Annotated in this window: 24 protein-coding genes and 5 pseudogenes; 25 read left to right on the top strand and 4 right to left on the bottom strand. The window is 36.1% G+C overall.

The annotated features are described in order from the left end of the window. The first annotated feature begins 11 nt into the window (after positions 1-11). From MKX72_RS18330 to MKX72_RS18250, 17 genes and pseudogenes are all read left to right on the top strand, one after another. Positions 12-1709, top strand: coding sequence for an MFS transporter (locus MKX72_RS18330; RefSeq protein ID WP_155007757.1), 1698 nt, complete (start codon positions 12-14; stop codon positions 1707-1709). A 201-nt stretch (positions 1710-1910) separates the two neighbouring features. After that, positions 1911-2417: a DinB family protein gene (locus tag MKX72_RS18325; protein ID WP_033580053.1), complete on the top strand. Its 507-nt coding sequence runs from the start codon at positions 1911-1913 to the stop codon at positions 2415-2417. A 473-nt stretch (positions 2418-2890) separates the two neighbouring features. Next, positions 2891-4336: a DHA2 family efflux MFS transporter permease subunit gene (locus MKX72_RS18320; protein ID WP_155007758.1), complete on the top strand. Its 1446-nt coding sequence runs from the start codon at positions 2891-2893 to the stop codon at positions 4334-4336. A gap of 640 nt (positions 4337-4976) precedes the next feature. After that, positions 4977-5453 carry a hypothetical protein gene (locus MKX72_RS18315; protein WP_155007759.1) on the top strand — a complete coding sequence of 159 codons (477 nt, stop codon included), beginning with the start codon at positions 4977-4979 and terminating at the stop codon, positions 5451-5453. 109 nt (positions 5454-5562) lie between these two features. Beyond that, positions 5563-6339: pseudogene (locus MKX72_RS18310) on the top strand (DUF2262 domain-containing protein); the annotation flags it as partial. A 225-nt stretch (positions 6340-6564) separates the two neighbouring features. Then, entirely contained in the window at positions 6565-6930 is a 366-nt protein-coding gene (locus MKX72_RS18305; protein WP_028409887.1) for a DUF2089 domain-containing protein, read from the top strand. Between the two features lie 11 nt (positions 6931-6941). Beyond that, complete coding sequence (locus MKX72_RS18300; RefSeq protein WP_155007761.1) at positions 6942-7331, top strand: SHOCT-like domain-containing protein; 390 nt, start codon at positions 6942-6944, stop codon at positions 7329-7331. A gap of 10 nt (positions 7332-7341) precedes the next feature. After that, positions 7342-7623 carry a hypothetical protein gene (locus tag MKX72_RS18295; RefSeq protein WP_028409889.1) on the top strand — a complete coding sequence of 94 codons (282 nt, stop codon included), beginning with the start codon at positions 7342-7344 and terminating at the stop codon, positions 7621-7623. A 541-nt stretch (positions 7624-8164) separates the two neighbouring features. After that, positions 8165-8563 (top strand): annotated as a pseudogene (locus MKX72_RS18290) (DoxX family protein). 142 nt (positions 8564-8705) lie between these two features. Next, positions 8706-9644 carry a ring-cleaving dioxygenase gene (locus tag MKX72_RS18285; RefSeq protein WP_155007762.1) on the top strand — a complete coding sequence of 313 codons (939 nt, stop codon included), beginning with the start codon at positions 8706-8708 and terminating at the stop codon, positions 9642-9644. 155 nt (positions 9645-9799) lie between these two features. Continuing rightward, entirely contained in the window at positions 9800-10366 is a 567-nt protein-coding gene (locus MKX72_RS18280) for an NADPH-dependent FMN reductase (protein ID WP_155007763.1), read from the top strand. Positions 10367-10538: 172 nt separating this feature from the next. Further along, positions 10539-11183 (top strand): isochorismate family cysteine hydrolase YcaC, encoded by a 645-nt coding sequence (gene ycaC, locus MKX72_RS18275; protein WP_098999684.1) that lies wholly within the window; start codon positions 10539-10541, stop codon positions 11181-11183. A 256-nt stretch (positions 11184-11439) separates the two neighbouring features. Further along, positions 11440-12531 (top strand): low temperature requirement protein A, encoded by a 1092-nt coding sequence (locus tag MKX72_RS18270; RefSeq protein ID WP_155007764.1) that lies wholly within the window; start codon positions 11440-11442, stop codon positions 12529-12531. Between the two features lie 36 nt (positions 12532-12567). Further along, entirely contained in the window at positions 12568-13404 is an 837-nt protein-coding gene (locus tag MKX72_RS18265) for an alpha/beta fold hydrolase (RefSeq protein WP_034267352.1), read from the top strand. Between the two features lie 338 nt (positions 13405-13742). Continuing rightward, on the top strand, positions 13743-15785 hold the full coding sequence (locus MKX72_RS18260) for a BglG family transcription antiterminator (protein ID WP_098626288.1): 2043 nt from the start codon (positions 13743-13745) through the stop codon (positions 15783-15785). After that, positions 15785-16066: a PTS sugar transporter subunit IIB gene (locus MKX72_RS18255; RefSeq protein WP_098626290.1), complete on the top strand. Its 282-nt coding sequence runs from the start codon at positions 15785-15787 to the stop codon at positions 16064-16066. The genes MKX72_RS18260 and MKX72_RS18255 overlap by 1 nt, the downstream gene beginning before the upstream one ends. A 21-nt stretch (positions 16067-16087) precedes the next feature. Beyond that, positions 16088-17467 (top strand): PTS ascorbate transporter subunit IIC, encoded by a 1380-nt coding sequence (locus MKX72_RS18250; RefSeq protein ID WP_028414843.1) that lies wholly within the window; start codon positions 16088-16090, stop codon positions 17465-17467. Between the two features lie 233 nt (positions 17468-17700). Here the strand turns inward: MKX72_RS18250 and MKX72_RS18245 are convergent, their stop codons facing one another. Both MKX72_RS18245 and MKX72_RS18240 read right to left on the bottom strand, forming a co-directional pair. Continuing rightward, entirely contained in the window at positions 17701-18465 is a 765-nt protein-coding gene (locus tag MKX72_RS18245) for an alpha/beta hydrolase family protein (protein ID WP_235918728.1), read from the bottom strand. Between the two features lie 267 nt (positions 18466-18732). Further along, a complete protein-coding gene (locus tag MKX72_RS18240; RefSeq protein ID WP_155007765.1) occupies positions 18733-19176 on the bottom strand; it encodes an Lrp/AsnC family transcriptional regulator in 444 nt (147 codons plus the stop codon). Between the two features lie 137 nt (positions 19177-19313). Here MKX72_RS18240 and MKX72_RS18235 point away from each other — a divergent pair. From MKX72_RS18235 to MKX72_RS18205, 7 genes and pseudogenes are all read left to right on the top strand, one after another. Continuing rightward, a pseudogene (locus tag MKX72_RS18235) lies at positions 19314-19810 on the top strand (DJ-1/PfpI family protein). A gap of 240 nt (positions 19811-20050) precedes the next feature. After that, a complete protein-coding gene (locus MKX72_RS18230) occupies positions 20051-20278 on the top strand; it encodes a helix-turn-helix transcriptional regulator (protein WP_028414839.1) in 228 nt (75 codons plus the stop codon). Between the two features lies 1 nt (position 20279). Beyond that, positions 20280-20630: a DUF2178 domain-containing protein gene (locus MKX72_RS18225; RefSeq protein ID WP_014458864.1), complete on the top strand. Its 351-nt coding sequence runs from the start codon at positions 20280-20282 to the stop codon at positions 20628-20630. 1016 nt (positions 20631-21646) lie between these two features. Continuing rightward, entirely contained in the window at positions 21647-22201 is a 555-nt protein-coding gene (locus tag MKX72_RS18220) for an SF0329 family protein (protein ID WP_340760663.1), read from the top strand. A 19-nt stretch (positions 22202-22220) separates the two neighbouring features. After that, positions 22221-22847, top strand: a complete 627-nt coding sequence (locus MKX72_RS18215; RefSeq protein WP_155007766.1) for a hypothetical protein — start codon at positions 22221-22223, stop codon at positions 22845-22847. A gap of 114 nt (positions 22848-22961) precedes the next feature. Next, positions 22962-23153 (top strand): annotated as a pseudogene (locus MKX72_RS18210) (tautomerase family protein); the annotation flags it as partial. A 66-nt stretch (positions 23154-23219) separates the two neighbouring features. Continuing rightward, a pseudogene (locus MKX72_RS18205) lies at positions 23220-23390 on the top strand (carboxymuconolactone decarboxylase family protein); the annotation flags it as partial. Between the two features lie 85 nt (positions 23391-23475). On the opposite strand, the gene lepB reads toward MKX72_RS18205, so the two are convergent. Together lepB and MKX72_RS18195 are read right to left on the bottom strand one after the other, a co-directional pair. Then, a complete protein-coding gene (lepB, locus tag MKX72_RS18200) occupies positions 23476-24030 on the bottom strand; it encodes a signal peptidase I (protein WP_155007767.1) in 555 nt (184 codons plus the stop codon). Between the two features lie 404 nt (positions 24031-24434). Then, entirely contained in the window at positions 24435-24782 is a 348-nt protein-coding gene (locus MKX72_RS18195) for a DUF2834 domain-containing protein (RefSeq protein ID WP_228123016.1), read from the bottom strand. 130 nt (positions 24783-24912) lie between these two features. Between MKX72_RS18195 and MKX72_RS18190 the strand changes: the two genes are divergently transcribed. After that, a complete protein-coding gene (locus MKX72_RS18190) occupies positions 24913-25452 on the top strand; it encodes a TetR/AcrR family transcriptional regulator (RefSeq protein WP_028414833.1) in 540 nt (179 codons plus the stop codon). Positions 25453-25813: the final 361 nt, after the last annotated feature.

The following is a 25813-nucleotide window of genomic DNA, read 5'->3' as shown; positions in this document are numbered from 1 at the left end:
GGAATTGTAGTATGAAAATAGAAAAACACTGGGGGATTTCCTTACTGGCAGTTTTAGCTATTGGTCCTGGTTTAATGTTAAACACGTCATTAAATTCTATACGTGAAATTCTCCAACAAACGTTTAACAATCAATCTTATATTTCGATAACACCGGTTTTAATAGGGGTTATAAGCTTTGCATTTTGTATTCCGTTTGGACCTATCCTGCGACACAAGTTAGGGGAGAGAAGGAATTATGTTCTTTCGATGTGTTTGTTTCTTGTAGGAGCTATCGTAAGTATTGCTTCTAACAGCTTCTTAGGAATGGGAATTGGTCGTTTTTTACAAGGGACAGGAACGGGTTTAGCACTTATGATGATGATTCCAATGCTGGTTCTTTCTTTTCCGATTCAGAAACGGAACTTGGCATTACTGATTCTTATTGGCGGATTTTATGGCTCTAGCGTTGTGGGTATTTTTCTCGGAATGTTAGTGAACAGCTACGGACACTGGAGATGGTTATTTTATATAGCGGCCGTACTTTCCTTACTGGGAATAGGTTTTAGCTACAAATTTTTAACAAATGATCACGCCAAGCAACAGAACAAACATCATGAACCATTTGACATCATCGGTGTAGCGTTAATGTTTATGGTTACTGCATTTATTACGTTTACATTACTTAATCTCCAAAAATCAGGGTGGGCATCTACTTATGTATGGATAGGCATAGTAGGAAGCATCATTTTTTTATGTTTTTTATTTATAGCAGAATGGCATATTAAAAATCCTTTAATTCCCTTTCGATTAGTGGCTTCTCGAAAACCAGCTCTTGCTATCCTAATTGCTGTTATAGGAAATATTAGTATGAGTCTCACTCTTTTATCCCTACAAGGATTGCTTAAAAGTGGATCTGGTTTTGATAAAGGAGAGATGTCACTGATCTATATCGGGCTTTTTGCAGGGATAGTAATTGCGGCCATATTAAGTGCCGTATTATATGATAAAGTTGGGCCGGGCGTATTAGGTATTATAGGAGCCGTCATTATTATGGGAGTAAACATACAGTGGATGTATGTGGACGGTCATGCTTCAGCTTTTCTCTTTGTTATCAGCTTCGCCGCTTTAATCGCAGGAGTAGGGTTCACAGTTGCTGCAGGTCTTATGGGTGCGGCTTTAGGCGGACCACTACCAAGTTTAGTCCCTCGAATGGTCACGGTTCAATTTATAAGAGTTACAGTATCGGCAGTCATCCCTGTAATCAGCAGTATTGTTTTTGCAAAGGTGTATAAAGATCACCTGGCGACAGTAAGCGCAGAGAGCCAAGTTGCCAGTAAAGAAAACTTTACTCAGTCTCTACATGTAAAATCTGAAATCATTACGTATCATACCTTTTCTACGTTTTCGTGTGTATTAAGCATTGTGGTATTCATTCTCTCGTTTTTGATGTTTTTAACAGGTAAAGGACACAAGCTGGCTCACAAGCCGCATGATAAAGAAAAAAATAAAGAAAAGCTGAGTACCGAAGAGGTTCACAGTAAAAAAGCTACACCTGTTTTTGAGCGTTCGCCTAAAGAGATTGTTTCGAATGGAGTCATTGGTGACAGCGAGTATAGAGAAGCTTTGAAAAAGTTTGGCCAGCCTAAACCTTCTCCTGATAAAATGCTGCATATGAGAGATCAAGAATATAGAAAAGCTCTTAAAAGGATGAAGGATATAGGACAATAAGTTAAACTGAAGAAGTTTGAATGAAGAAGAGAAAGAGCAAACTCACGTGTAAGAGAGTTTGCTCTTTTCATTTCTACATGTACGCTTTACAGGTATGTTTTATGTAAATTAATAACTAATACAAAAAATACAGTGCAAATATAGCTGGAAATATGTATAATTATTTATAAAATAGAATAAAAATCCAAAAGGAGAACCTAGATGAATTCCTTCATAAAAGAAAGTATTGAATCCCTTGATACACAATTGAATATAATTCAAACTTGTATTAGTAGACTAGAAGATGATGACATTTGGAAAAAGTTCCGTCAAGAAACGAATAGTATTGGAAACTTGTGTTTACATCTTGCCGGCAGCGAATATGCATTTATCGCCAGCATAATTGGTGGTAAGCCTTTTATTAGACAGCGATCTAAAGAGTTTACTGACAACAGAGTAATGAACGCTGATCAGCTGATAGAAAATTTAATCCTTACACGACAACAAAGTAAAGAAGTTATCGGGAATTTTGATTTTAACGATTTAGAAAAATCCATACAAATGCCCTCTACAACAAGTACCTTAATTCCAGAACCAAGTAAAATACAGTCTTGCTTAAGTGTTATCTTATATGCCGTTGAACATTATGCCTATCATACGGGACAAATCGTTTATATGACGAAGCTGCTTCAAACGGAAAATGAACATATCTTAAAATGGAGACACTGAATTCAATCATTCTGTTCAGAACTATTAGTTATTCATAGGTATATAGATATCATTATTTAGTATATTTTAGATAGAAACAGTACTTATAGATGTGTTACAATATTCCTGGTATGCAAAGTGGAAATTCATTTTTCCTTTGTGCAGGGGAATGGTATAAATAAGTGCCTTTCCTCTTTTCATTTTTTAGTTCTATCTTGCTTATTGAAAAAGCATATACATAAATGGGAAACAGTTTACATACGTAATTTAGAAATGAAATGGAGAGAGAGGTATCTGTGGAAAGAAACGAATTTAGAAGACAAAAAGCAATCCGGTCAAAAGAGAAGAGAAGGAAAAAGCTTAATCAGCACAATGTCTTAAACTTATTACTAATCTTTATATCGGTATGTATTGTTTGTCTGCTAATCAACTTATCATTGAGATAGAAAAAATTCACCAAAAAGAGTACGTAAAAGAGAGGAAGACAATTTAATATGAGTAATCAACAAACAGCAGCCGAAGGCTATAACATCAAAGTGCTGCCGATTATTACGTCGTTTCTTATTGCCGGGTTTATCGGTTTATTTAGTGAAACAGCGCTAAATATGGCGTTAAAAGAGCTAATTTCAGGCTTTGGTATTCACGAAACAACGGCACAATGGCTAACAACAGGGTATCTATTAACGTTAGGAATTTTGGTACCTATTTCAGGTTTTATTCTTCAACGATTTACGACCAGACAGCTTTTTATAGCATCGCTAATTTGCTCGATTATTGGAACATTTATTGCAGCTATTGCACCAACGTTTGGGGTACTCATGATTGCCCGTGTCGTGCAAGCCGTGGGAACTGCTTTACTTTTACCGCTTATGTTTAACACAATTCTTGTTATTATTCCACCGCATAAGCGTGGAAAGTCAATGGGAATCATCGGCCTCGTTATTATGTTTGCGCCAGCTGTTGGACCAACTGTATCAGGCTTAATCTTAAAAACATTAACGTGGCACTGGATTTTCTGGATTTCACTTCCGTTATTAGTGGTTGCCTTGGTGTTTGGAGCTTTCTTTATGCAGAACGTTACGACACCAACAAAGCCAAAAATCGATATGATTTCTGTTGTTCTTTCAACAATAGGTTTTGGAGGAATTGTATTTGGATTTAGCAGCGCTGGAGAAGGCGGGGGCTGGGGAAGTCTACAGGTTATTCTAACTCTTGTCATTGGAACGATCGCGTTAGTTGCATTCTCTATTCGTCAAACGAAGATGAAAGAGCCAATGTTAGACCTTAAAGCCTTTAAGTATCCAATGTTTACAATTGGTCTTTTATTAATTCTAGTCTGCATGATGGTACTGCTGTCTGCGATGATGATTTTACCTCTGTACTTACAAACATCATTAGCTTTATCAACCTTTGCCGCTGGCCTAATGCTTCTTCCTGGAGGAGTGATTAACGGAATTCTTTCACCAGTTATGGGCGGATTATTTGACCGTTTTGGTCCTAAATGGTTAGTTATTCCTGGACTTTTGATTGTAGCTGGCACTATGTATGGTTTTTCAACCGTAACGCTGGAAACGTCAACAGGGTTTATCATTGGGTTACACATTGCGCTTATGATCGCCATTTCGATGATTATGATGCCCGCCCAAACAAATGGTTTAAACCAGCTTCCACCGGAGCTGTACCCGCATGGAACAGCGATTATGAACACCTTGCAGCAGGTTTCAGGCGCAATTGGAACAGCTGTTGGAATCTCGATTCTGTCATCAGGTTCAAGGAGCTTCCTTGAGACGGTATCAGATAAAATGGATCCATTAAACCAAGTTCTTGCCTTTACCAACGGTGTTCAACATGCGTTCGTCTTTGCGATTATTGTTTCAATTGTTGGATTGGTTATCTCGTTCTTTATCAAGAGAGTCAACGTTGAACAGAAGGCGCATTAATAAAAAACACAGACCATTGTAGGGACTGACCCCATGGAGTGAGACAAATAAAAAACACCTTTAAGTTAAAAAACGGGTATGTAGTACCTAACAATAACTTGGAGGTGTTTTTTTAGGTTTGGGGAAGGGTTTAAGTTAGAAAGATAAAAACTATGGTAGAAACTCTTTTTTTCGAGCAGTATCTTAGTTGATTTTATCTTTTTCTTTTAGATCGAAAACTTATGATAGAGGCTATTACTAAGAAAATAACAGCAGCAACACTAATCTTTATATAAGAAATCTCTAAAGCCCAAGGGCCATATTGATTCGCGTTCAAATGATACATGGACCACCATTGGCCATCTTGCCCGTTAGAAAAAGAGAAGATGATCCATAGAAGGAACAAGAAAAGGAACCACACAAAAAAGACGATAATATTAGCGATTTTCTTACTTATTGGTTAGCCCTCCAACTTATAATTTATAGGTAATGTGCTTCTTTCTTATTATAGTAACAGTAATCAGAAAAACGTAAGAGTTTTTATTGAAAGAGGCTGAGTAATCTAATTGATGTCTGCTTTGTGTAATACTAAAATTAAATGTAGCAACCTAAAAACATATTTCTACATAAGTAGTAAAAGCATAGAAGGGAGGAGGAATAAATGAGTGATTTTGAGTTCTCTGAACGGACCTATACGATCTCTAACTTCAAACAAAATGGGTATGAAAAACTTGTTCTATCTAAATCAGTTGATGAAAATGAAGCTGAAGTCCCAGTTACAAGGCGATGGTTGTGGAGTACGGATATAGGAGAATGGGAAGAAGTTGAAATTACGATAGAGGGAAATAGTGAAAAGCCATATGAGGAATTTGTTGAAATGGCGGATTGTATATTGAAACAATTACATATCTATCTTAAAAGGTCATTCGAGTATTTAAAGCAGTTCATTTCTGCACAAAAATTTAGTGTCTATTATCTGTCCGCTGTAAGTTTTGGGCAGCTTTTAAATTTTGACGGACATATTCTTGCAGGATGTTCTTTAGCTTTTGTTTACGGCGATTATCCCAATGTATTTCAATATAAAGTAAAGTTCAACAGAAGCGGATGGCCTATTGGTTTTGAAGGTGGACCGCTATAAAGAGATAAAAGCAGAGAATTAACATATCAGTTTGTGACTATATATTTAGGGCGAATTTTTCAACAGCAGTTAAAGAGGGGAATGTATATTAAATGAGTGAATTCAATGAAAAAAAGAGTTCTCAGAAGACGTAATTGACATAGCAGCGGTTACAGGTTCAGTAGGGATTGGTGCTGGAATGTCCAGTGAAGAGACGTTATGGACAGCATCAATTGATTTAATCGCATGGAAAAGTTTAGATGAAAATGAAGCTGTCAAAAAAGAAGAGATACAGCTTAGATGGCTAGTGGACGAGGAAGAAGTGGAAAAAGCAATGAATCTACTGCAAAGTAATACCGTTGTAAAGCTACAAGTACGTACGGGAACGGATTCAATGATGCTCGTTAACATTCTGGAACCAGAGTATGAAGACGGAGAGTTAGAAACGATAGTAAAAGAATCAGTAAAGCCGGTTTATTATCATGATGAGATATTTGGCAAGTTTACACTTGAAAAGGGTATTAAAGTTTTTGAAAGAAACATTGCTTGGGAGAATGAACAGTGCGAGCTGTATTTCGACTGGCATGAAGATGAAAGTATGATGAAGTCTGCGCTGAAGACAGCACATACACTTTTTGAGGAGCAGGATAAATGGAGCCAAAAAATTAGAATGTATGCCGCAGCGGAACTGGTCGATTTAGCAAACGATTGGCTACAGGAAGAGGATGAAATAGAGGAAATTACCGAAGGAATGTTTATAGATTTTATGAGTTTAGACACTATATCCGTTTATCCAGAAGGTGATTTTGATTTTTATTTTTCTGATGGAGATATGTTTGCAGGACATAGTATCGTTGTAGAAGGAAATATAAAGGGGACTTTTACTAGGGCTCAAATTGCAGGATGAATAGATTGATTAAATGATAGTTAAAAAACCATTATGTAGTTTAAGAGAAGGCTTTTATCCTTCTCTTTTTTATTTAATTTTGTGGATGAGTTAAAACGGATTATTAATATTATTGAAATTTACATTTAAATTTTTAATTTATTAGTTAAAATTATTTAATTTTATTGTTTTTAATATTAAATAATTGTTGTATAATCAAATTAACTAAAAGAAGGGGATTTGATTATGGCTTATAAAGTACTTACAAATTGTCCTGTCTGCAGTGAAACGTTAAAAATTACAAAGCTGCAGTGCAGCCATTGTCACACGACGATTGAAAATGAGTTTGAATTATCTAAGCTGGCATCTTTATCGAGTGATCAGCTTCATTTTGTAGAAGTGTTTTTAACGTGCAGAGGAAATATCAAAGAAGTTGAGAAAGAACTGGGCGTCTCGTACCCAACCGTCCGAGGCAAGCTGACTGACATCATTTCATCTCTTGGATATGTAGAAAAGAAGAAAAACGAAGTAGATGAGAAAAAAGTTGTGTCTATGTTAGAAAATGGTGAAATTACAGCAGAAGAAGCCATCAAGCTCTTAAAAGAAGAATAGGGGGATTGTCTATGAAAGAGGAAATTACAAAAGTGTTAACAATGGTTCAAGAAGGAAAAATTGATGCAGAAAAGGGATCAGAACTGATTCAAGTGTTAAAAGAAAAAGAAGAAACAGGCAATAAGCTTTTGAAGAAACCGAATGAGTATTTAGATAAAACGTTGAAAATTCGAGTTGTTTCAACTGAAAATGATAATGTGAAGGTTAATTTGCCAATAAAGCTTGTCAAGCTGGTATTAATGGCTGGACACAGCATCGCAGCAAGTATTCCTCAATCAGAAAAATATGTAAAAGATATAGACATAAACCTGATTGTTGAAGCAATTGAAAACGAGTTAGATGGCCAGATTGTTGATATTAAATCGGCGAACGGAGATACCGTTTCAGTCATCATTGAGTAGCGGCTTGCTTATGATTCATGTAAAAGTGAAAACCAAAGAAGCTCGGTTTAGTATCCCAATTCCATATGCTCTTTTAAACGTTGCTATTAGCGTTGCTTTTTCGAAATTTATCCAGAAGCATATAGATAAATGGACAAAAGAACATTTTAAAAGAAAAGAGCTGAACTTTACTTTTCCGCTAATAGATAAAAGTGTGCTAAAGCCTATCGTCAAGGAACTGAAGAAACATAAGGGAATGGTACTAGTAGATGTTAAAGCTACTGACGGTACTGAGGTAAGAGTTAAACTATAATTTAGTGTAAAGTGCAGTTGGCTTTAAAGAACTAAAATAAAAATGGCTCCGAGTGTCTGAGCTTATTTAATAAAAGGTCTTAAATATTTGAAAGTAGAAAAAAACTTCGGTTAGTTATACACACAAGTACTATCTAACAGTTGGGTATTCTCTATGTGTCCAAATAGAAGGAGCAAACTCTGGCGATACGGGATTGCTTCTTTTATTTATGTATACGCTTCTGTTTATAGGTCTTGAAATAAGTTTTGATACAAAAAAGGGCCTCAATTTAGCTCAGAATCATTAAGTATAGTTGCGTTTCAAAAACCACTTCACTTTTAGTAAGAACAACAAAGTTCAGCCGTTATATTTTCCACTTCCATGCTCATATCCACACAAAATCATGAATATGTTTTTAATACGTCGCTAAGCGTTTCAACTAGCTGCAAAAAAATATAAAAATTTATATTGACAGTGGAATTATAAGGTTTTATAATTATCCTTAATTCAAGATATTTTAATTCGAGATTTTAAAGTGATGAAAAAATAGGAGGAATAAAAAATGGTGAGCATTGGTTTATTGTTAATACGTTTAGTCATTGGATTATCTTTTATGGCCCATGGAACTCAGAAATTGTTTGGATGGTTTGGCGGCCACGGGCTAAAAGGAACGGGAGGCTGGTTTGAATCCATCGGAATGAAGCCAGGTGTTAGAATGGCGTTAATGGCTGGATTATCAGAGCTGGTAGGCGGGGCTTTATTTGCTGCATGACTTCTTACGCCGCTTGGAGCGCTTTTAATTGCAGGAACAATGGTCATGGCTATTGTGAAAGTACACGGTCCAAATGGATACTGGGCAACACAAAATGGGTATGAATATAATCTTACACTTCTAGTTGTAGCGGTTGGTGTAGCAATTGCTGGACCAGGTTATTATGCACTCGATACTTTTATTTTCTAAAAGAGAGAATAGGTTGGAATAAGAAAGGTGCTTTTATTTTTTGACCAATATCTTGAATTCGAGATATTTATGATAAATAGTTTTAATTTTAAGAGGGATAACGAAATATATGACGAAAAATGTATCGAAGGAGATGGTAGCAATGAGTAAAAAAACAGCGGGTATTCATCATATCACGGCGATTGTAGGTCATCCTCAGGAAAATGTTGATTTCTATGCGGGCGTGTTAGGGTTACGCTTGGTCAAACAAACGGTAAACTTTGATGATCCAGGAACGTATCACCTTTACTTTGGGAATGAAGGCGGAAAACCTGGAACGATTATCACATTCTTTCCGTGGGCAAATGCACGACAAGGAAAAATAGGCGACGGGCAAGTTGGCGTAACTTCCTATGTGGTTCCAAAAGGTGCGATGGGCTTTTGGGAACAGCGATTAGCTAAGTTTGGAGTTCCAGCTACAAAGATGGAGCGATTTGGAGAGCAGTATTTAGAGTTTGACGATCCTCATGGTTTGCATCTAGAGATTGTGGAAAGAGAAGAAGGTGAAAAGAATACGTGGCAAGCTGGTGAAATTAATTCGGATGTTGCTATTAAAGGGTTCGGAGGCGCTACGTTATTATCGGTTCGACCTGATGAAACAGCTCAATTATTAGAAGACGTAATGGGGCTAAAAAAAGTAGGTCAAGAAGGAGATTTTATACGTTTTCAATCATCAGCTGACATTGGAAATGTCATCGATTTAAAATTAACAACCATTGGGCGCGGGCAAATGGGCGTTGGAACGGTTCACCATATTGCATGGCGAGCAAAAGATGATGAAGATCAATTAGAATGGCAGAAATACGTAGCCGATAGCGGATACGGAGTGACGGCTGTTCGAGATCGAAATTACTTTAATGCGATTTACTTTAAAGAACACGGAGAAATTCTATTTGAAATTGCAACAGACCCTCCAGGCTTTGCACATGATGAGTCACTTGAAACAATGGGAGAAAAGCTCATGCTTCCTGAACAGTACGAAACCCATCGAGATCAAATTGAAAGAGCTTTGATTCCTTTTGAAGTGAGAGAATTAGACTGAATTTTACTGAAATAATTCTTTTAGTAATAGTAAAACGCTAGTTCGATCCCAAATTAGGTACAAAGAAGGAATTAATTTATCTATATATAAAACTAATATCTATATTTGAAACACCGTGGTAATATGAAATTAATTCCAAGTAAGGAGGTGAATAGATGACAAAAACGATTGGTCTTATTTGTGGAAGTTTACGAAAGAATTCGTATAACCGAATGATTGCTGAGTCATTGACTACATTAGATGACTCAGCTCAATATCGCTGGATTGAAATAAGCAGCCTGCCTTTTTTTAATGAAGACTTAGAAGTTGACGGATCACCAGAATCTGTCGCATCCTTTAGAGCTGCGATTCAAGATGTTGACGGTGTTATCATTGTAAGTCCAGAGTACAATTCCGGAATTACAGGGGTATTAAAAAATGCTTTGGACTGGGCATCAAGGCCTCGGACTTCTTCTGTTTTAAACAGAAAACCAGTTGGTCTCATTGGAGCAACTCCAGGAGGCTTCGGTACGGCTTTTGCTCAAAAGCAAACGAGAGAAGTACTAGAAGCGATGCAAGTCAATGTTTTACCCTTTCAAAAAATGCTGATTTCGCAAGTTCATGAAAAAGTTGATGCTCAACAAAAGGTACTAACTGATGAGTCAACGAAACGCTATCTTCAGCGCTACTTACAGCAGTTCATTCATTGGATTGATCAAGCGCCTGTTCCTGTTCTAGATTAAGAAAGAGAACACACCTCACGAACCTTCACCTCAGAAATAGCTTTTCTTTCTATAGATGTTTTACTCAACAGATCATAAATGAAATCCAAAAAACCGTTCAAATGATAGACCGCTTGTAAGGAACGGAAAAGGTACGTGTCCTTACTTGCCTTAATTTAAGGAGGATGATAAAATGTCTGATCTTTACTCTCGCCTTTCAAAAGATGATGCTGCCGTGCTTTTAGTTGACCACCAAACGGGCCTTATTTCCGGCCTTGTACGTGATTATGGTGTTGATGAATTTAAAAACAACGTATTGGCTCTTGGTGATACGGCTAAATTCTTTGATTTACCGGTTATTTTAACAACTAGCTTTGAAAATGGACCCAACGGCCCGCTAATGGGGGAACTCGTGGATTTGTTTCCTGACGCGCCAAAAATAGCTCGTCCTGGACAAATTAACGCGTGGGACAATGAAGACTTTGTTAAAGCCATTAAAGCGACTGGGAAAAAACAGCTGATTATCGCGGGTGTAGTGACAGACGTCTGCGTCGCTTTTCCTGCGCTTTCTGCCATTAAAGCAGGCTATGAAGTGTTTGTTGTGACAGACGCTTCCGGGACGTTCAATAAGCAAGTCGCAGATGCAGCATTAACGCGTATGGCTCACGGCGGCGCGCAGCTTATGAACTGGTTTAGCGTAGCGTGCGAGCTGCAGCGTGACTGGCGCAACGACGTTGAAGGTTTTGGCAATTTAATTTCTAGTCATCTTCCTGGTTATCAAAACTTGATGGGCAGCTATAGAGGAGCTCAGCGCGATTTCAGCAAGCAGAGCGTCTAACATAGCGGAGCTTATGTTTGGCATCGGTCGTTCTCTTTACATATAAGACACGAAAGTAGAATGGCATCTATGGATCATTTATGTGATGGAGAAAATGTAACAACATAAAAGTAATTGTTAGATAGGTGAGCCGACTGATGAACCGTTGGCTCACCTATCTTTTACTAAGCTGCCTTTCATGAAGTATGCGTCTCTTATATATAAAATAAAGTACATTCACGACAGCCTGGTAAATGATAGGAAGGGATGCGGAGTAGTGGAAGAAAAAAAAGTTACGTGGCTGGAGCTTTTTTATGATTTGTTATTTGTGGCAGCCGTTGCTACTGCTACGCATGTTTTGCTTCACGTTGAACAAGGGTATATTCATGGAGAGTATTTGTTAAAGTTTGTACTAATTTTTATTCCTATATGGTGGGCGTGGACCGGACAAACGATGTTTATCAATCGGTTTGGACAAGATTTTTTGCATCAGCGCATCTTTATGATTCTTCAAATGCTGTTTGTTCTTATCATGATCTCAAGCCTGTCCGTAGATTTTGATCAATATTACGTGTCTTTTTTGATTGGCTATATTGGGCTAAGAGCATTAACCTCGATTCAATACCTTATTGTTCAAAAATTTGAACGAGATGAACGAAAAAAAGTTGCTGTGTTTTTAGGTACATGCTTTGGAATTGGGATTTTTATCTCACTTCTTTCTCTTCTTTTTGATTCATGGATTCGCTACGCCGTGTTGTATACAGGAATTGCAGTGGATATGATTTTACCTATTTTAGGGCATAATAGACTGGCAAAATTACCGACCAACACCGCTCATTTATTAGAGCGTTTTGCTTTGTTAACATTAATCCTGTTTGGAGAATCCGTTGTCAGCATTCTTGCTGTGATACAGCCACAAAAAGGGGACTGGAATACCATTTTATTTTCGGTTATTTCATTTGTCCTGATTATTGCCATGTGGTGGCAGTACTTTGAGAATGTAGAAAAGAAAGTAAACAAGTCTATTCAAAGAGCCGGACAAACGATTATTTACGGACACTTACTTATCCTCATGTCTCTAAGCATGATTGCAGCATCGATTAAGCTCATGTTTTTACATGAAGTTCAGTACACATTCAGCTTATATTTTGTATTCGGATCCGTGCTGCTTTATTTCATGGCAACCACTCTTGTGTTTCACCAATATAGATTTGAACAACATCGTTTGAAAGTGTATCACTTGGGAATGTTTTTAGGGATTTTAGCGCTGTTTTTTATTATTAACTTAATACTGATTGTTCCCAGCACTGTTATTATAGGAGAATTAGCGATCTTTTTTATGATCTACGCTAGGTTTACGACCACTTAACCAAATAAAGAACGACTATATAATGGAGGTAGCGAAATGGCAAAAATTACGGTAGGAACAGAAAATGAAGCACCTATTGAACTATACTATGAGGATCACGGGACAGGAAAGCCGGTCGTCTTAATCCACGGCTGGCCACTAAGCGGACGGTCTTGGGAATATCAAGTTCCGGCTCTTATTGAGGCTGGACACAGAGTCATCACGTATGACCGTCGAGGATTCGGCAAGTCTTCTCAGCCATGGGACGGCTACGATTATGATACATTTGCTGCTGATCTACATCAGTTGCTAGAACATTTGGATTTAAAAAATGTGACACTAGTTGGGTTTTCAATGGGTGGCGGAGAAGTAGCCCGTTATGTAGGAACATACGGCACAGATAGAGTAGAAAAAGCCGTATTTGCAGGAGCCGTACCACCATTTCTTTACAAGTCAGAGGATCATCCTGAAGGAGCATTGGATGATGCAGGAATCCAAGAATTTGAAAACGGCGTAAAAAATGATCGTTTAGCTTTTCTTGATGATTTTACAAAAACATTTTTTGGAGCTGAAGACGGAAAGGGCTTAGTCAGCGAACCATTTCGACTGTACAACCGGGATATTGCAGCAGCTGCATCGCCCAAAGGAACATTAGACTGTATAGCTGCTTTCAGCAAAACGGATTTCAGAGACGATTTAGCTAAGTTTACAATACCGACTCTTATTATTCACGGTGATGCAGACGAGATCGTTCCATTTGAATATAGCGGAAAGCGAACGCATGAAGCCATTTCTGATTCGAAATTAGCTTTAATAAAAGGCGGTCCTCACGGCTTAAATGCAACGCATGCACATGAATTTAACGAAGCGCTGCTTTCGTTTTTAAGAGACTGAATGTAAGTGAATGTTTTGTAGGTGACAATAGTTCCAATCATGATGGTAAATAGTAAAAGAAGCTGCCGAAGGGTCGCTTCTTTTTTTGTTTTTACGCCGATAGAAAAGCGTACTATAGTAAGGGAGGCCATTTAAATTGCTTTACTATAGCTTTAAAAGATAAAAATCAAATAATAAACGTTTGCTATTCTGTGGTGCGAGAGCTTATGTTAAACTTTTAAATGGGAAATATAACCTTCAGTCCAACAGCTATTCTAAAATGACAACAAAGATTGGATTGAACAGTTATGTAATCGCTAACACTTCTATTTTATAATAAACATGAGGAGGATAATAAGATGTTTGATCATAAATCATTGCAGCTGCTTGAGCAGATGATTAATTACCCGAAGTTATCAATTCCGGAGTTGAGACTTCAAATAAATTTATCACCTCGACAATTTGCTTATACGCTTGATAAGTTGAACAATGCATTAAGCAATTTAGATTTACCGGAAATTCAAGTGATTGATATAGAATTTAAGGTTGATGAAAGAATTAAAAATTATTGGAAACTAGAAGGCACATCGCTTAACCGTCAGCAGTCAGTTTTTCAAGAGACTGAGCGGATATACTTAATTTATTTATACACGTATATAAGAAAAGAGCCGATAGCAAATATACATTATCAGTCTTTTCTGCAGGTAAGCAGGAATACAGCACTAGCGGATATTAAAAAGCTTCGTTCGTATTGTGAGAAAGAAGGCATTCAGTTATCTTATAACCGGACAGATGGCTTTCATCTAGAGGGAGAAGAGAGGCTTAAGCGTCGATTTGCAACTATTTGTATTGGAACACTTTTGCAATTGCCAATGGGCATTTCAGGGATGAAGCAGGTTCTTAATAGTTGGAATTATGAAAATACGGGTTCAGCAATTAGAGAGAATGTAAATGATTTAGCTAAAAAATATCGGATTGATTTTGTTAGTAACCGGCTAGATCAGCTAGTTTATGAACTCTTATTTCTACAGTGCAGGTCTGGGCATCATAAACTGATTCTACCAATCAAGCAAGTTAAATTAATGAAAGAACAGCCCTTACTAAAAATGGGGGAAGAGCTATCAGCTTATTTATTTGATGAAGTGGCTGAAGCAGAGGTTATCTATCTAACGGTTCAATTGTTATCTGCTATGCAGAATATAGACGAGCTCCATATTGATGAAAAGCTTGACCTTGTATCGAGTACTATTATTTCAGAAGTAGAGCGCTTAATATTAGTACCATTTAAGGAAAGGCATATTTTAAAATCGCTCTTATATAAACATTTGGTACCAGCCTATTTTAGAATCATCTGTGAAGTGCCATTATCAAATCCGTTGATTGACACAATTAAAACAGAGCACGGTGTACTCTTTGAATTTGTTAAACAGGCGTTGAAGCCGCTTTCTGAATATACGGGAAAATGTATTTCAGATGAAGAGATAGGGTATTTTACGATTTTATTCGGTGGGCATGTTCGAAAACTGGAGGCTAAACCTAAAGTGTATAGAGCCACAATCGTTTGCCCAAACGGGATTAGTTCCTCTATGATGCTACGAACGCAATTACGACAACTGTTTCCAAAATTGCATTTTACAGAATCATATTCGGCTGCAGAAATCGAAAAACTGTCACCAGACAGTTACGATATGATTTTTTCAACTATTTATTTGGAATCATCCAAGCCTGTTTATTTAACACGTCCATTATTAACAGCGCTAGAGGAAAACTATTTGCAGCAGGCCGTGGCAGCCGATTTCAATTTGCCGGTTCAATCAACTATCCCAATGGATAAGTTAATGGCGACCATACGAAAATATGCAACTATTAAAAATGAAAAAGCGCTTTATGAAGATTTAACGAAACATTTAAGACAAAGCCATACACGTGAAAGGAGTTACGCCCCTATGCTTTCTGAACTTTTAACAGAGGATAAGATTCAATTCTCTGACGATTCTCTAGAGTGGGAAGAAGCAATCCAATTGGCAGCAAAACCTTTGGAGGAACAGCATTATATTACCTCAGCCTATACTCAAGCAATGATTGATAGAGTTTTAGAAATGGGAGCTTTTATTCATATAGGGAAAGGAATTGCTATTCCTCATGCCCGGCCAGAACAAGGTGTACAAGAGCTTGGTATGTCCCTTTTACGAATGAAGAAACCAGTTTTGTTACTGAACCAAGAAGAACATGCAATTGACTTGTTTATCTGTCTAGCAGCCATTGATAACAAATTACATTTAAAAGCACTGTCAGAATTGACCTCATTTTTAGTAAATGAAGACTCATTAAAACGTTTAAAAGAAGCTGAAACTTCAGCTGAAATTATAGCTATGATGCGAAAAAAAGGAGAAGATGAATAATGAAAATTTTAACAGTATGCGGATCAGGATTAGGAACAAGTTTTATGGTGGAAATGAATATTCAACAGTTGTTGAATGAGATGGGAGTAAGCGGCGTAGAAGTAGATCATTCTGATTTAGGTTCTGCAACACCAGAGGATGCAGACGTGTTCTTCCTTGCAAAAGATATTGCAGAGGGCGGGGCAAGCTTAGGAAACGTCGTAATTTTGGATAATATTATTGATTTAGAAGAATTACGCGCTAAATTAAAAGGGGTTCTGCAAGAAAAAAATCTACTGTAAAGAAATTGAGAGGTGATAGCGATGAATCAGGTGTTAAATGTATTAGTTAACGTTCTGAGTGAACCTTCAGTTTTAGTAGCCATAATTGCTCTAGTAGGTCTACTTGCACAAAAGAAAAATCTTTCAGATACACTAAAAGGAACAACAAAAACGTTTGTTGGGTTCCTGGTTATTACAGCAGGTGCAGGGATTCTTCAGCAAGCACTCGCTCCATTTGGAGAAATGTTCAAAGCAGCATTTAACGTAAACGGTGTCGTTCCAAATAATGAAGCCATCGTTGCGATTGCACTGAGTAAATATGGTTCTTCGACCGCATTAATTATGTTTTTTGGTATGATTGTAAACCTGCTGATTGCTCGTTTTACACGATTTAAATATATTTTTCTGACAGGACATATCACTTTGTACATGTCATGTATGATTGCCATCATTTTATCCGTAAGTGGTTTTACATCGTTTTCATTAATTCTTTTTGGTGCTTTAACAGTGGGAATTTTTATGACGCTTTCTCCAGCCCTCGTTCAGCCTTTTATCCGTAAACTAACAGGTAATGATAATGTGGCACTAGGACATTCTGGAGCAGTTGGTTTTGCAGTTGGTGGTCTCGTGGGGATGGCTGTAAAGGGAAAGAAAGAGATTGTATCAACAGAAAAAATTAACTTTCCAAAAGGTCTCGGCTTCTTACGAGACAGTACGGTTAGTATTGCATTAACTATGGCGATTTTCTACGTTATTGTCGCTCTTTTTGCGGGGCCTGGTTATGTCGAAGGTAAATTAAGTGACGGAAAAAACTATATTTTATTTGCGGTACTTCAAGCAGGAATGTTTTCTGCCGGCGTTTTCGTCATTTTAGCTGGTGTACGATTGGTATTAGCTGAAATTGTACCAGCATTTAAAGGGATATCTTCTAAAATTGTGCCAAATTCAAAGCCAGCATTAGATGTTCCAATCATCTATACTTATGCACCAAACGCTGTATTAATTGGTTTCTTTTCAAGTTTTTTAGGCGGCATTGTTAGTATGTTAATACTAGTTTTATCAGGAGGAATCATTATTTTGCCAGGTGTAGTACCTCACTTCTTTACCGGTGCAGCTGCAGGGGTGTTTGGAAATGCAATGGGTGGTGTACGCGGTGCGATTTTAGGATCATTTGTGAACGGCCTTTTAATCAGTTTCATGCCAATTCTATTAATACCCGTGTTGGGAGATTTGGGTCTATCAAATGCTACATTTTCAGATTCAGACTTCGGTATAGTGGGACTATTCTTGAGTGGGCTAGCTCATTTCGGTGGAAAAACTACCATTATGGTTGGTATTGGTTTAGTGTTACTGATAATGATCTTGGCCAGTATACGCAAGCAAGAAAGTCATGCAGTGCCTTACAAAAAAGTTGAGAAATAAAAAATGATAGACAAGAGCTTGAAGTAGTATCGTCAATCCATTCATTATCAGTTCATGCAATTAACATAGGCATTCTGACCGCTTCAAGGATTCTTTAGGGTGACGCATCTGATTCGTAAGCATAAGGTTACAAATAAAATCCCTTAGAAGCTCATCAGTTTCTAAGGGATTTTAACTGCTCTTCTTTAGATATAATTGCTTCAAAAGAAAAGGTGGTACAACTGACTAATCTGTTAAAAAGAATGTAATAAAAAGTTCAATATAGTGTTTTGCAGGTCCTCATGAAACTCTTTGCGATTAAAGCCTTCCGGATCCTGAGAAGGGAGGAAGGTAGGAGATTTCATAAAGTCCGGAAATGGACTGAGAAATGAAAAATGTCCTCCATTTTCTACAACGATATACTGAACTTTTTCCGCATCAGAAACCCCATTTAACACAAATTCCCCGTGAAAAGAAGGAGTAATCGTATCCTTTTCTCCTGTAATCATTAAAATAGGTATATTCACGTCTTCAAGAGCTCCTCTTTCTCTAAACCATCCGGCGGCTGGCGCTAAAAGAATAAGTGATTGAACCCGCTTATCATGATCAACAGATAAACAATAAGGCTTTTGATCAGGAGATTCAGAAGGAAAAGAAGTGGGAACTCCACCTGCTACGGCAAGAGCCGTATATCCTCCTATTGAATGGCCAATAAGAGAAATATTATTTGAATGAATGGATGGAGAAAAGGAATTTTCTTTTAAAAACCAATCGATTACAGTACGTATATGAGTAGGCCGATTTTTTAGATTGTCTATTGTTCCAGATAGCGTATTATTTTCTCTATTATTAAACGGATGCTGAGGTACCCCTACAATAAAACCATTACGTGCTAAAAATTGAGCAATGGTTCGATAAGCAAGAGGCGTGCTTCCATCTCCATGGGAAAGAATGACTAAAGGAAATAATCCGTCTGAAAGTGGAGCATCTTGCGCAGCGCTTATCGTGTAAGGTCCCATCTTTTCAACTTTTTCTTCTTTGTATGTAGGATACATAATAAGCAGAGGCAGACGTTTTCATGTTCTTGATTTTCTATATCTACGAATTGACATCCGGCATAAAATAACTGTCTTTCATGTTTTTTTATTTGCACTTATATACTCCTCCTTGCTTTTAAAAATCCTTATTACAACAAGCTCATATATGAAATTTGATTGATTTAGCTCTCTTGAAAAATCAATTTGGATACTGTTAACTAACAAATATATAAGCATGCTTTTTTAAAGTTATCCACTGCTAGTATCTTGAGATAATTTAAGTTCCATATTCGTATGTGATGATAAAACGATGTTTGTTGAAGGTGTACCAAACTCCATAGCTTTATCAATAAATTCTTCTAAAGTATGTACGGACTCTGTACATATTTTTGCTATGTAACTTATTTTTCCTGCCACACGATAACATTCCATTACATCAGGATGAACGCTACAAAACGCGGCAAGATTTTTACATTTTGTCGTTTCAAATAAAACAAACGCAGTTATGTTTCTATTCAATTTTTCTGCATCAACAATTGTTTTATAGCCTTTTATAATCCCGTTTTCCTCTAACCTTCTCACTCGTTCAATGGTAGAAGGAGAAGATAAGTAAACTTTTTGAGCTAATTCTTTCATTGAAATCTTAGCATTTGCCTGCAGTTCATGAAGTATTTTTCTATCTATTACGTCCATTTTATCGTCAACCTTTTTTTATTAATTATTATCAAGTAATTACCTAATTTAGTATAGCTATCTTTAGAAATAACCTAATTATTTGTATATAACATTGCATAAATATTTCATAAAATTTACTGAAAGGAGATGATTCTATGAAGAAAATATTATTACTTTTAGCAAATGGATTTGAAGCTGTAGAAGCAAGCGTTTTTACAGATGTGTTTGGATGGAATAAATTTGAGGGAGACGGCACGACTGAACTAATAACAGCGGGCTTACATCCAAAACTAACATGTACATGGAATTTTACTGTAATTCCAGAAATGCTAGTATCAGATATTAATGTAAAAGAATTTGATGCGCTTGCTATACCAAGTGGCTTTGAAGAAGCAAATTTTTACGAAAATGCTTACGATGAGAGATTCTTGAAGGTAAAAAAGCTACTACCTATAATCACCCTAAAAGTATAAGAAGGGCACAGTTAAAAGAATTTGGTGTACTTGTTCAAGATGATTATATTGTCGTAAACCACAATATAATTACTTCCTCAAACCCCAGCACCGGGTTTGATGTGGCCTTTTTACTATTAGAAAAATTAACTTCTTTAGAGAATGTTCAACAGGTGAAAAACTTAATGGGATTTAACTAATCAACAAATATTGTTTTTAGCGAAGAAACGAAAATGAACCGTTTTTAAACAGTAAAAGGAAATGAGTACTTTATTTTTTGATGTTGAAATAGAAAAAGAGTTAGACTCCTCGCTAAGAGTCTAACTCTTTTTATTTCCCTAAATTGTATAATAATATTTATCTTTTGTATAAGTTTACTTTACCTTTATCAAAGTTTGTTGTATTATATACTTGTAGTCGAAAAAAGGAAGGTGATTACATTGAAAGAAAAAAATGGTGACTACGTTGAAAATAAAGTGTATGAGCACCGAGTTTTAAACAGAATGTCTCAAAAAGAATTGGCTGACGCAGTTGGAGTATCTAAACAAACTATATATGTGATGGAGAAGAATAATTATTCGCCTTCTCTTGTTTTAGCTTTTCGAATAGCTGATTTCTTTAACGTAGATGTGAACGATATTTTTAGTTATGTGAAAGGAAGGGATTAAAATGATAACTGACAAAATAGAAAATGCCATTTTTACTCCTTTGAGAACCTGGACAGAACAATCAAATAGTAACTGGAATATGCTTATTTGTATTGGATTTATATCGCTTATAGTAGGAGCAGTTTTAATATATGTTTTTCAAAAGAAAATGGGCATGAGTGTGTCTGACGAAAGAACAAGTCAAATCGGTTTAAAAAGTGCCCTCGTTGTACTGTATGGAGTCATTTTGTGCGACTTGATTTTCCCAAAAGAATATATGTGGCAAATTTTCTTCTTATTTAAATATTCCATTGCATTCATTGCTTCAGGTATATATCTTGCTGTTCGATATAAAAGGGATTTTTTAAACTAGAGAATGACGCAGATTTGCCAGCAGTAAAAAAGCCATAGAAGGCTATACATTTCTTTGGCTTTAGTGTTTTAACTATAATTTTCTTACAACAACCTTATTAACTTCATGACAATCCTACTCTTATTTTTATGGTCGTCTTTAAACGAATAAGATTGATACATTTCTATAGACCAACCATCATTCATTCTCTTTCTTTAGTGCTCAACATTTCAGACATTCAATTATAGTAGACCATCGGTTACGCTTTATAAAATGAAATAGATGATGATCAATAACTAAATCATATTTATTATTAAATTTATAGTTAACTATATTCTCTACCTAGACGAGTGTGTCTCTACAGGGAAATATAGTTTTTGCAGGAAAAATATACTATAATTCATAGTAAAACAAATTCTATATAAAATTTCTCGTAAAAGCTGCCTTATCTGACAAACCGAGGCGGCTTTTACGTTTTTTATTTAAAAGGAGTATGACTATGAGCAAGTATGATGAAATAGATTTTGAAAAGGTTGCGCTTCACATGCAGAAGCAAGTGGAAACAGACCCAAACAACGTACAGCTAAGAAAGGATGGAGTGATGGAAATAAGAGCATAAAAAAAGCTATTTCAATCGTATTGGCATCGGAGTGAAATAGCTTTTTCTATTTTACATTCAAGAGTTTGTTAGTTCATATGAAGATCCTTATATGTGAAGTATATCACAAACTATTTTTGTTGTGAAGGTAGCAAACGAAATTTGTATGACAAATTTTAAGGTGCAAGAAGCAATCTCATTATTTGCGAGAGGCTGCTTCTTTATTGCGTTGATGGGGTTTGAATATTCGGTTTAGCATAACTCGTACGCAGATAGAAAAGAGTGCTTGACTTAGAAGAGAAAGAGCAGCAAGAAATAGATCTTGATAAGGTATATGGATATGCTGAATACATTAGGAAAAACAAATATCTTATATAATATAATGTTTCTATAAGCTGAAGCGTATAGTTTTAGGAAAGAATAGGGGTACAAGGATAGTATGAAATGGACAAAAGTAAAGAAAGATATGGGGAATTTAATCTGTGGTAAATTGAAGCATAGATTGAGTATTCATCTAACTAAATATAACGTTTCTCGTGGAGAGCGGACGCGTATTTGGATTACTTTAGATAAAAAGGAAGTTTTTAATGCTTCTTCAGCAGAATATTTAATGGAACATGATAACCTCTGGGAGGAAGTGAAGAGAAAAACAAGCAAACCTTTTCCCGAGTGTTTATATGAATGTTTCCCAGAATTCATTGGCCAGGTAGATGATATGGACTACACTGCAAGTATTCTAAAACATAGAGGCGTTTTTAACGCTGAACATGTTTATGGCGCTTTTATCCAGTATCCTCAGCTGACCATTCATCGAGCATTAAATTCTGAGAATATTATTCTTCAAGCTCTTGCATTAGTAGATAGAAGGTTAGGCAAGAGGACATTGGAAGCTTTAAGATATGATTCTAATGTCCCCCCCCCCTTAATCATGAAATTTTATGAACTAAGATGCGAGGTTGATAACATCACGCCGTTCAAACATACGCCCAGTTAATAAAAAAGGAGGCTAAACTGTGAAGCCCACAAATTTTTTCATTAAAGATATCCAAGAATTTCAATCCACTAATAAAAATTTAAAAAGTATCTTTAACACAAATAAAGAATTGCCTGACCAAGTATTTAACCAAAGGTGTGATTATTATTTATTTGAAGAGTTCTATTGGGTGATGTGTGATGATTTTTGGCCTACCGTACAATATTTAACAAAAATCTTTAGTGAAAAGGAAGTTACAGTTGCGGTTTTAGATCCACACCCCACAAACTATTTTTATAAAGAGTTTGGCTATTTTAATTACTTGAAGCTTCCTACTTCTTTATCAAGTGAAGAGTATAGGAATGCCTTAGAAATTGGACCGGAGGATTACCCTGCGGATGCCCCTTACTATAATTCAGAGAAGGTGGTATGGTTTTCTTCTTCTAAGCAGTGGGCGATATGGGGAGAAAGGAGCTTAGATATATGTGTCATAGGTTTTAATGAATCTGTTTTGTTAGACCATTTAATGACATCACCATCTAAATGGTCGTATTTAAATGAAGATGTTGAAGATTTAATTGGCTTAAATTTTAGAAATATGAAGCTTTCTCAAGACTTTAAAGACAGCTTATCAAAAAACTATGCTCATGATAGAGATAGTGGATGAGTATTATATTAATCTGTAAAAGGGACAAAGCTCTCTATAACTGCAAAAAAATTCTTTGCCCTGGAAGCAAAGGATTTTTTTATAGATAAATTCATTACGTTCAATAAGTTTCCTTCTATTACATGTGGGCAGGGGAGAACTATTGAGCAGAAAAAGAAGCTACATCAGTCCATTGCAGAGGGACTTCACACTGACTTAGACCTTTCTACAAACAATATCTTTATTACAGTAAACGAAACAACCCTTGAAAACTGGTCATTTGGGCAAGGAATCGCACAAATGGTTAATCAAAAGGAGGCACAATAAATATGAATAACGGTATTAATTCTAAGCTGCTGAACGACATGAGAGATCTTGCTCCTAACTTTGTGACTTTCTGCTTTAATCAGTATTGGCAACACTGAACAAATGTCTTTTCATCTGCAGCTGGCAAAAAAGAATGGAGTGACTGAAAAAGAAATTATTGTACTAATAACTCATATGGCTTTTTACGTGGGGTGGCCAAAAGCAGCTGCAGTACTGAATATAGTAGCGGAGAAATAATAAAGGTAAAGCACATAAATATCGTTATTTTTTAGTTTGTATTTAATAGAAAAAGCTCCCTTTAATAAGGGAGCTTTTAAAGACTTTATTTAATCCATTGAAATTCTTTTAAAGGCCAATAAGCTAATTTTGCTTTTCCTACGATTTTGTCTACGGAGATTGTTCCTACTTGAGGTGATCTGCTATCTAAGCTATACATTCTATTATCTCCCATGACAAACAATTGACCTTCTGGAACTGTTTTGCTGCCTGTAAAATCCTCAAGTTTAAAATCCTCAGTTAACGGGCCTGTTACTATTTCTTTTTTGTATTGATCCAAATAAGGCTCTTCATATTTTTTTCCGTTTATATATAGCGTGTCATTGCGATATTCTATATGATCACCCGGTAAACCAATTACTCTTTTAATATAGTCTTTTTCCTTTGTAGCGTGAAAAACGATAATATCAAATCTTTTTATATTATCTGCGTTATTTTTACCCATTTCATTAAGAATAATATGTTCACTATCTTTTAAAGTAGGCATCATCGATTCACCGTCTACTACTATAGGCGTAAATATGTACTCTCTCACCACAAAAGCCAGGATACAAGCAATAACGATGGATTTGATCCACGAAAAAATCTCTTTCTGTTTCAATTTAAAACTCCTCTACAACCGTAATACATGTTTAAGAGTATAACACAATATATAGAAATAAACCTTTAATTTAACAATTAAAGGTTTACTTAGATGATTTTTTAACAAGTTCAATAAACTTCATTGCATGATTTTGATCCTGCTTTATTATCTTTACTTTTTGGGGATCTAAAAGAATCTTTTTTATTTTATTATCTTTCCAAATGATAGTGTTATAAGATGGAACCTTATATAAATCTCTAAACCACTCCTCGAAGGAAGAAACACGTACAGCAAAGATGCTCGCAAAGGCTATTAAAGTTGTACTAGAGGAAACAGCTGATTAATACTTAATTAGATAAAAAGAAAGCCTTGTTTTATTTTGCAAAAGGCTTTCTTTTTGCAATACAAAGTCTTTTAATCTGCTAAATGCGTTTGCGCAGCAACAGATACAAAAGGGGACCGAACGAGCCAATTATTAGTGTGACTAGTGCCCATGGCCAAAAAGAACGATTTGTCTTTTTTGTATCATGCCACATCCATACAAGCACTAGAATTAGTGCTATCAATAAATCAAAGAATATTTGCATAGAAGCATAGTTGTTAAATGCCTGAGAAAAAATACCAAGGAAGCCATAATGATATACGGCCAGACCTGTTAAAACAGAAAAAGATACTAATACTAAAATAAGTAATGCTTTTGGTATTCGATTATTTCTAGAAAATGTGTTACTGTCCATTGATTTGTCGTTTTTACTTACCAATTCAATCATCCCCCTTTCTTAAAATGTAGCACTCATTACATTTTTTATCAACAAAAAAATGAATGGGAATAATGCAAAGCAGCTAAGTTTCCTTCATAATTGTATCTATACGACAGAAAAAGACAGTAAGGAGCTTTATATGAAAAAAGGTGAAAAGAAAAAACAAGAAATTATAGAAAAAACGGCTGACTATATTTTATTAAATGGTCTGCAGGCCTCCAGTTTGCGAAATCTTGCGAAAGCAGCGGAAACCAGCGATAGAATGCTACTTCATTATTTTAATGACAAAGAGGAATTATTTACGGTTGTGCTATCCTTTATTTCTCAAAAGCTTATTTACATGCTTCACAATACAGAAATGGAGAAGCATTCATTTCAGACGCTAGTTCCCCATTTGTATAACATGATGAGAGATCCTGAAGTTCGTCCATACATTAAGCTGTGGCTTGAATTAGTTGCGGTTGCATCAAAAGAAGGGGACCCATTTCATTCTGTAGCAAAGGAAATCTGCGACAGCTTTTATCAGTTCTACCTAGATATCATTAAGGTAGACGAAGGAGAGGATAAAGAACAAGTAGCAGCACTAGCTCTTGTTACAATTGAAGGAATAGCTCTCTTAGATGCAGTAGGTGACGATGCTCGTATTACAAAAGCGATTGCGGCAATTAATAAGGGTTGATCTGCAATAAGCGGAAAATAGAACCCTCTCTATTTTTTGAGTGATAGGTTAGGAACATCAAACTCTAAAAGCAAGCGAGTAAGATAGATGTAACTACTTCTCCTAGAGAACTGTACAGAAGGCCATAGCAGTAGAAATGGTGGGGGTTCTCAAAATAAGAGCATAAAAAAAGCTATTTCAATCGTATTGGCATCGGAGTGAAATAGCTTTTTCTACTTTACATTCAAGAGTTTGTTAGTTCATGTGAACATCCTTACATGTGAAGTATATCACAAACTATTTTTGTTGTGAAGATGAAAATTGAAATTTGTATGACAAATTTTATTGCGTTGAGAGAATTTGAATGGGTTACTTAGCGTGA

Source organism: Priestia sp. FSL R5-0597, assembly GCF_038006305.1.
Lineage (GTDB): Bacteria > Bacillota > Bacilli > Bacillales > Bacillaceae_H > Priestia > Priestia zanthoxyli.
This window is presented reverse-complemented; position numbering and strand designations above follow the sequence as displayed.

Bases quoted from the DNA above. Each gene is read 5' to 3' on its own strand.
- MKX72_RS18330 (WP_155007757.1), top strand. From the start codon at position 12: ATGAAAATAGAAAAACACTGGGGGATTTCCTTACTGGCAGTTTTAGCT.
- MKX72_RS18325 (WP_033580053.1), top strand. From the start codon at position 1,911: ATGAATTCCTTCATAAAAGAAAGTATTGAATCCCTTGATACACAATTG.
- MKX72_RS18320 (WP_155007758.1), top strand. From the start codon at position 2,891: ATGAGTAATCAACAAACAGCAGCCGAAGGCTATAACATCAAAGTGCTG.
- MKX72_RS18315 (WP_155007759.1), top strand. From the start codon at position 4,977: ATGAGTGATTTTGAGTTCTCTGAACGGACCTATACGATCTCTAACTTC.
- MKX72_RS18305 (WP_028409887.1), top strand. From the start codon at position 6,565: ATGGCTTATAAAGTACTTACAAATTGTCCTGTCTGCAGTGAAACGTTA.
- MKX72_RS18300 (WP_155007761.1), top strand. From the start codon at position 6,942: ATGAAAGAGGAAATTACAAAAGTGTTAACAATGGTTCAAGAAGGAAAA.
- MKX72_RS18295 (WP_028409889.1), top strand. From the start codon at position 7,342: ATGATTCATGTAAAAGTGAAAACCAAAGAAGCTCGGTTTAGTATCCCA.
- MKX72_RS18285 (WP_155007762.1), top strand. From the start codon at position 8,706: ATGAGTAAAAAAACAGCGGGTATTCATCATATCACGGCGATTGTAGGT.
- MKX72_RS18280 (WP_155007763.1), top strand. From the start codon at position 9,800: ATGACAAAAACGATTGGTCTTATTTGTGGAAGTTTACGAAAGAATTCG.
- ycaC (WP_098999684.1), top strand. From the start codon at position 10,539: ATGTCTGATCTTTACTCTCGCCTTTCAAAAGATGATGCTGCCGTGCTT.
- MKX72_RS18265 (WP_034267352.1), top strand. From the start codon at position 12,568: ATGGCAAAAATTACGGTAGGAACAGAAAATGAAGCACCTATTGAACTA.
- MKX72_RS18260 (WP_098626288.1), top strand. From the start codon at position 13,743: ATGTTTGATCATAAATCATTGCAGCTGCTTGAGCAGATGATTAATTAC.
- MKX72_RS18255 (WP_098626290.1), top strand. From the start codon at position 15,785: ATGAAAATTTTAACAGTATGCGGATCAGGATTAGGAACAAGTTTTATG.
- MKX72_RS18250 (WP_028414843.1), top strand. From the start codon at position 16,088: ATGAATCAGGTGTTAAATGTATTAGTTAACGTTCTGAGTGAACCTTCA.
- MKX72_RS18245 (WP_235918728.1), bottom strand. From the start codon at position 18,465: ATGGGACCTTACACGATAAGCGCTGCGCAAGATGCTCCACTTTCAGAC.
- MKX72_RS18240 (WP_155007765.1), bottom strand. From the start codon at position 19,176: ATGGACGTAATAGATAGAAAAATACTTCATGAACTGCAGGCAAATGCT.
- MKX72_RS18225 (WP_014458864.1), top strand. From the start codon at position 20,280: ATGATAACTGACAAAATAGAAAATGCCATTTTTACTCCTTTGAGAACC.
- MKX72_RS18220 (WP_340760663.1), top strand. From the start codon at position 21,647: ATGAAATGGACAAAAGTAAAGAAAGATATGGGGAATTTAATCTGTGGT.
- MKX72_RS18195 (WP_228123016.1), bottom strand. From the start codon at position 24,782: ATGATTGAATTGGTAAGTAAAAACGACAAATCAATGGACAGTAACACA.
- MKX72_RS18190 (WP_028414833.1), top strand. From the start codon at position 24,913: ATGAAAAAAGGTGAAAAGAAAAAACAAGAAATTATAGAAAAAACGGCT.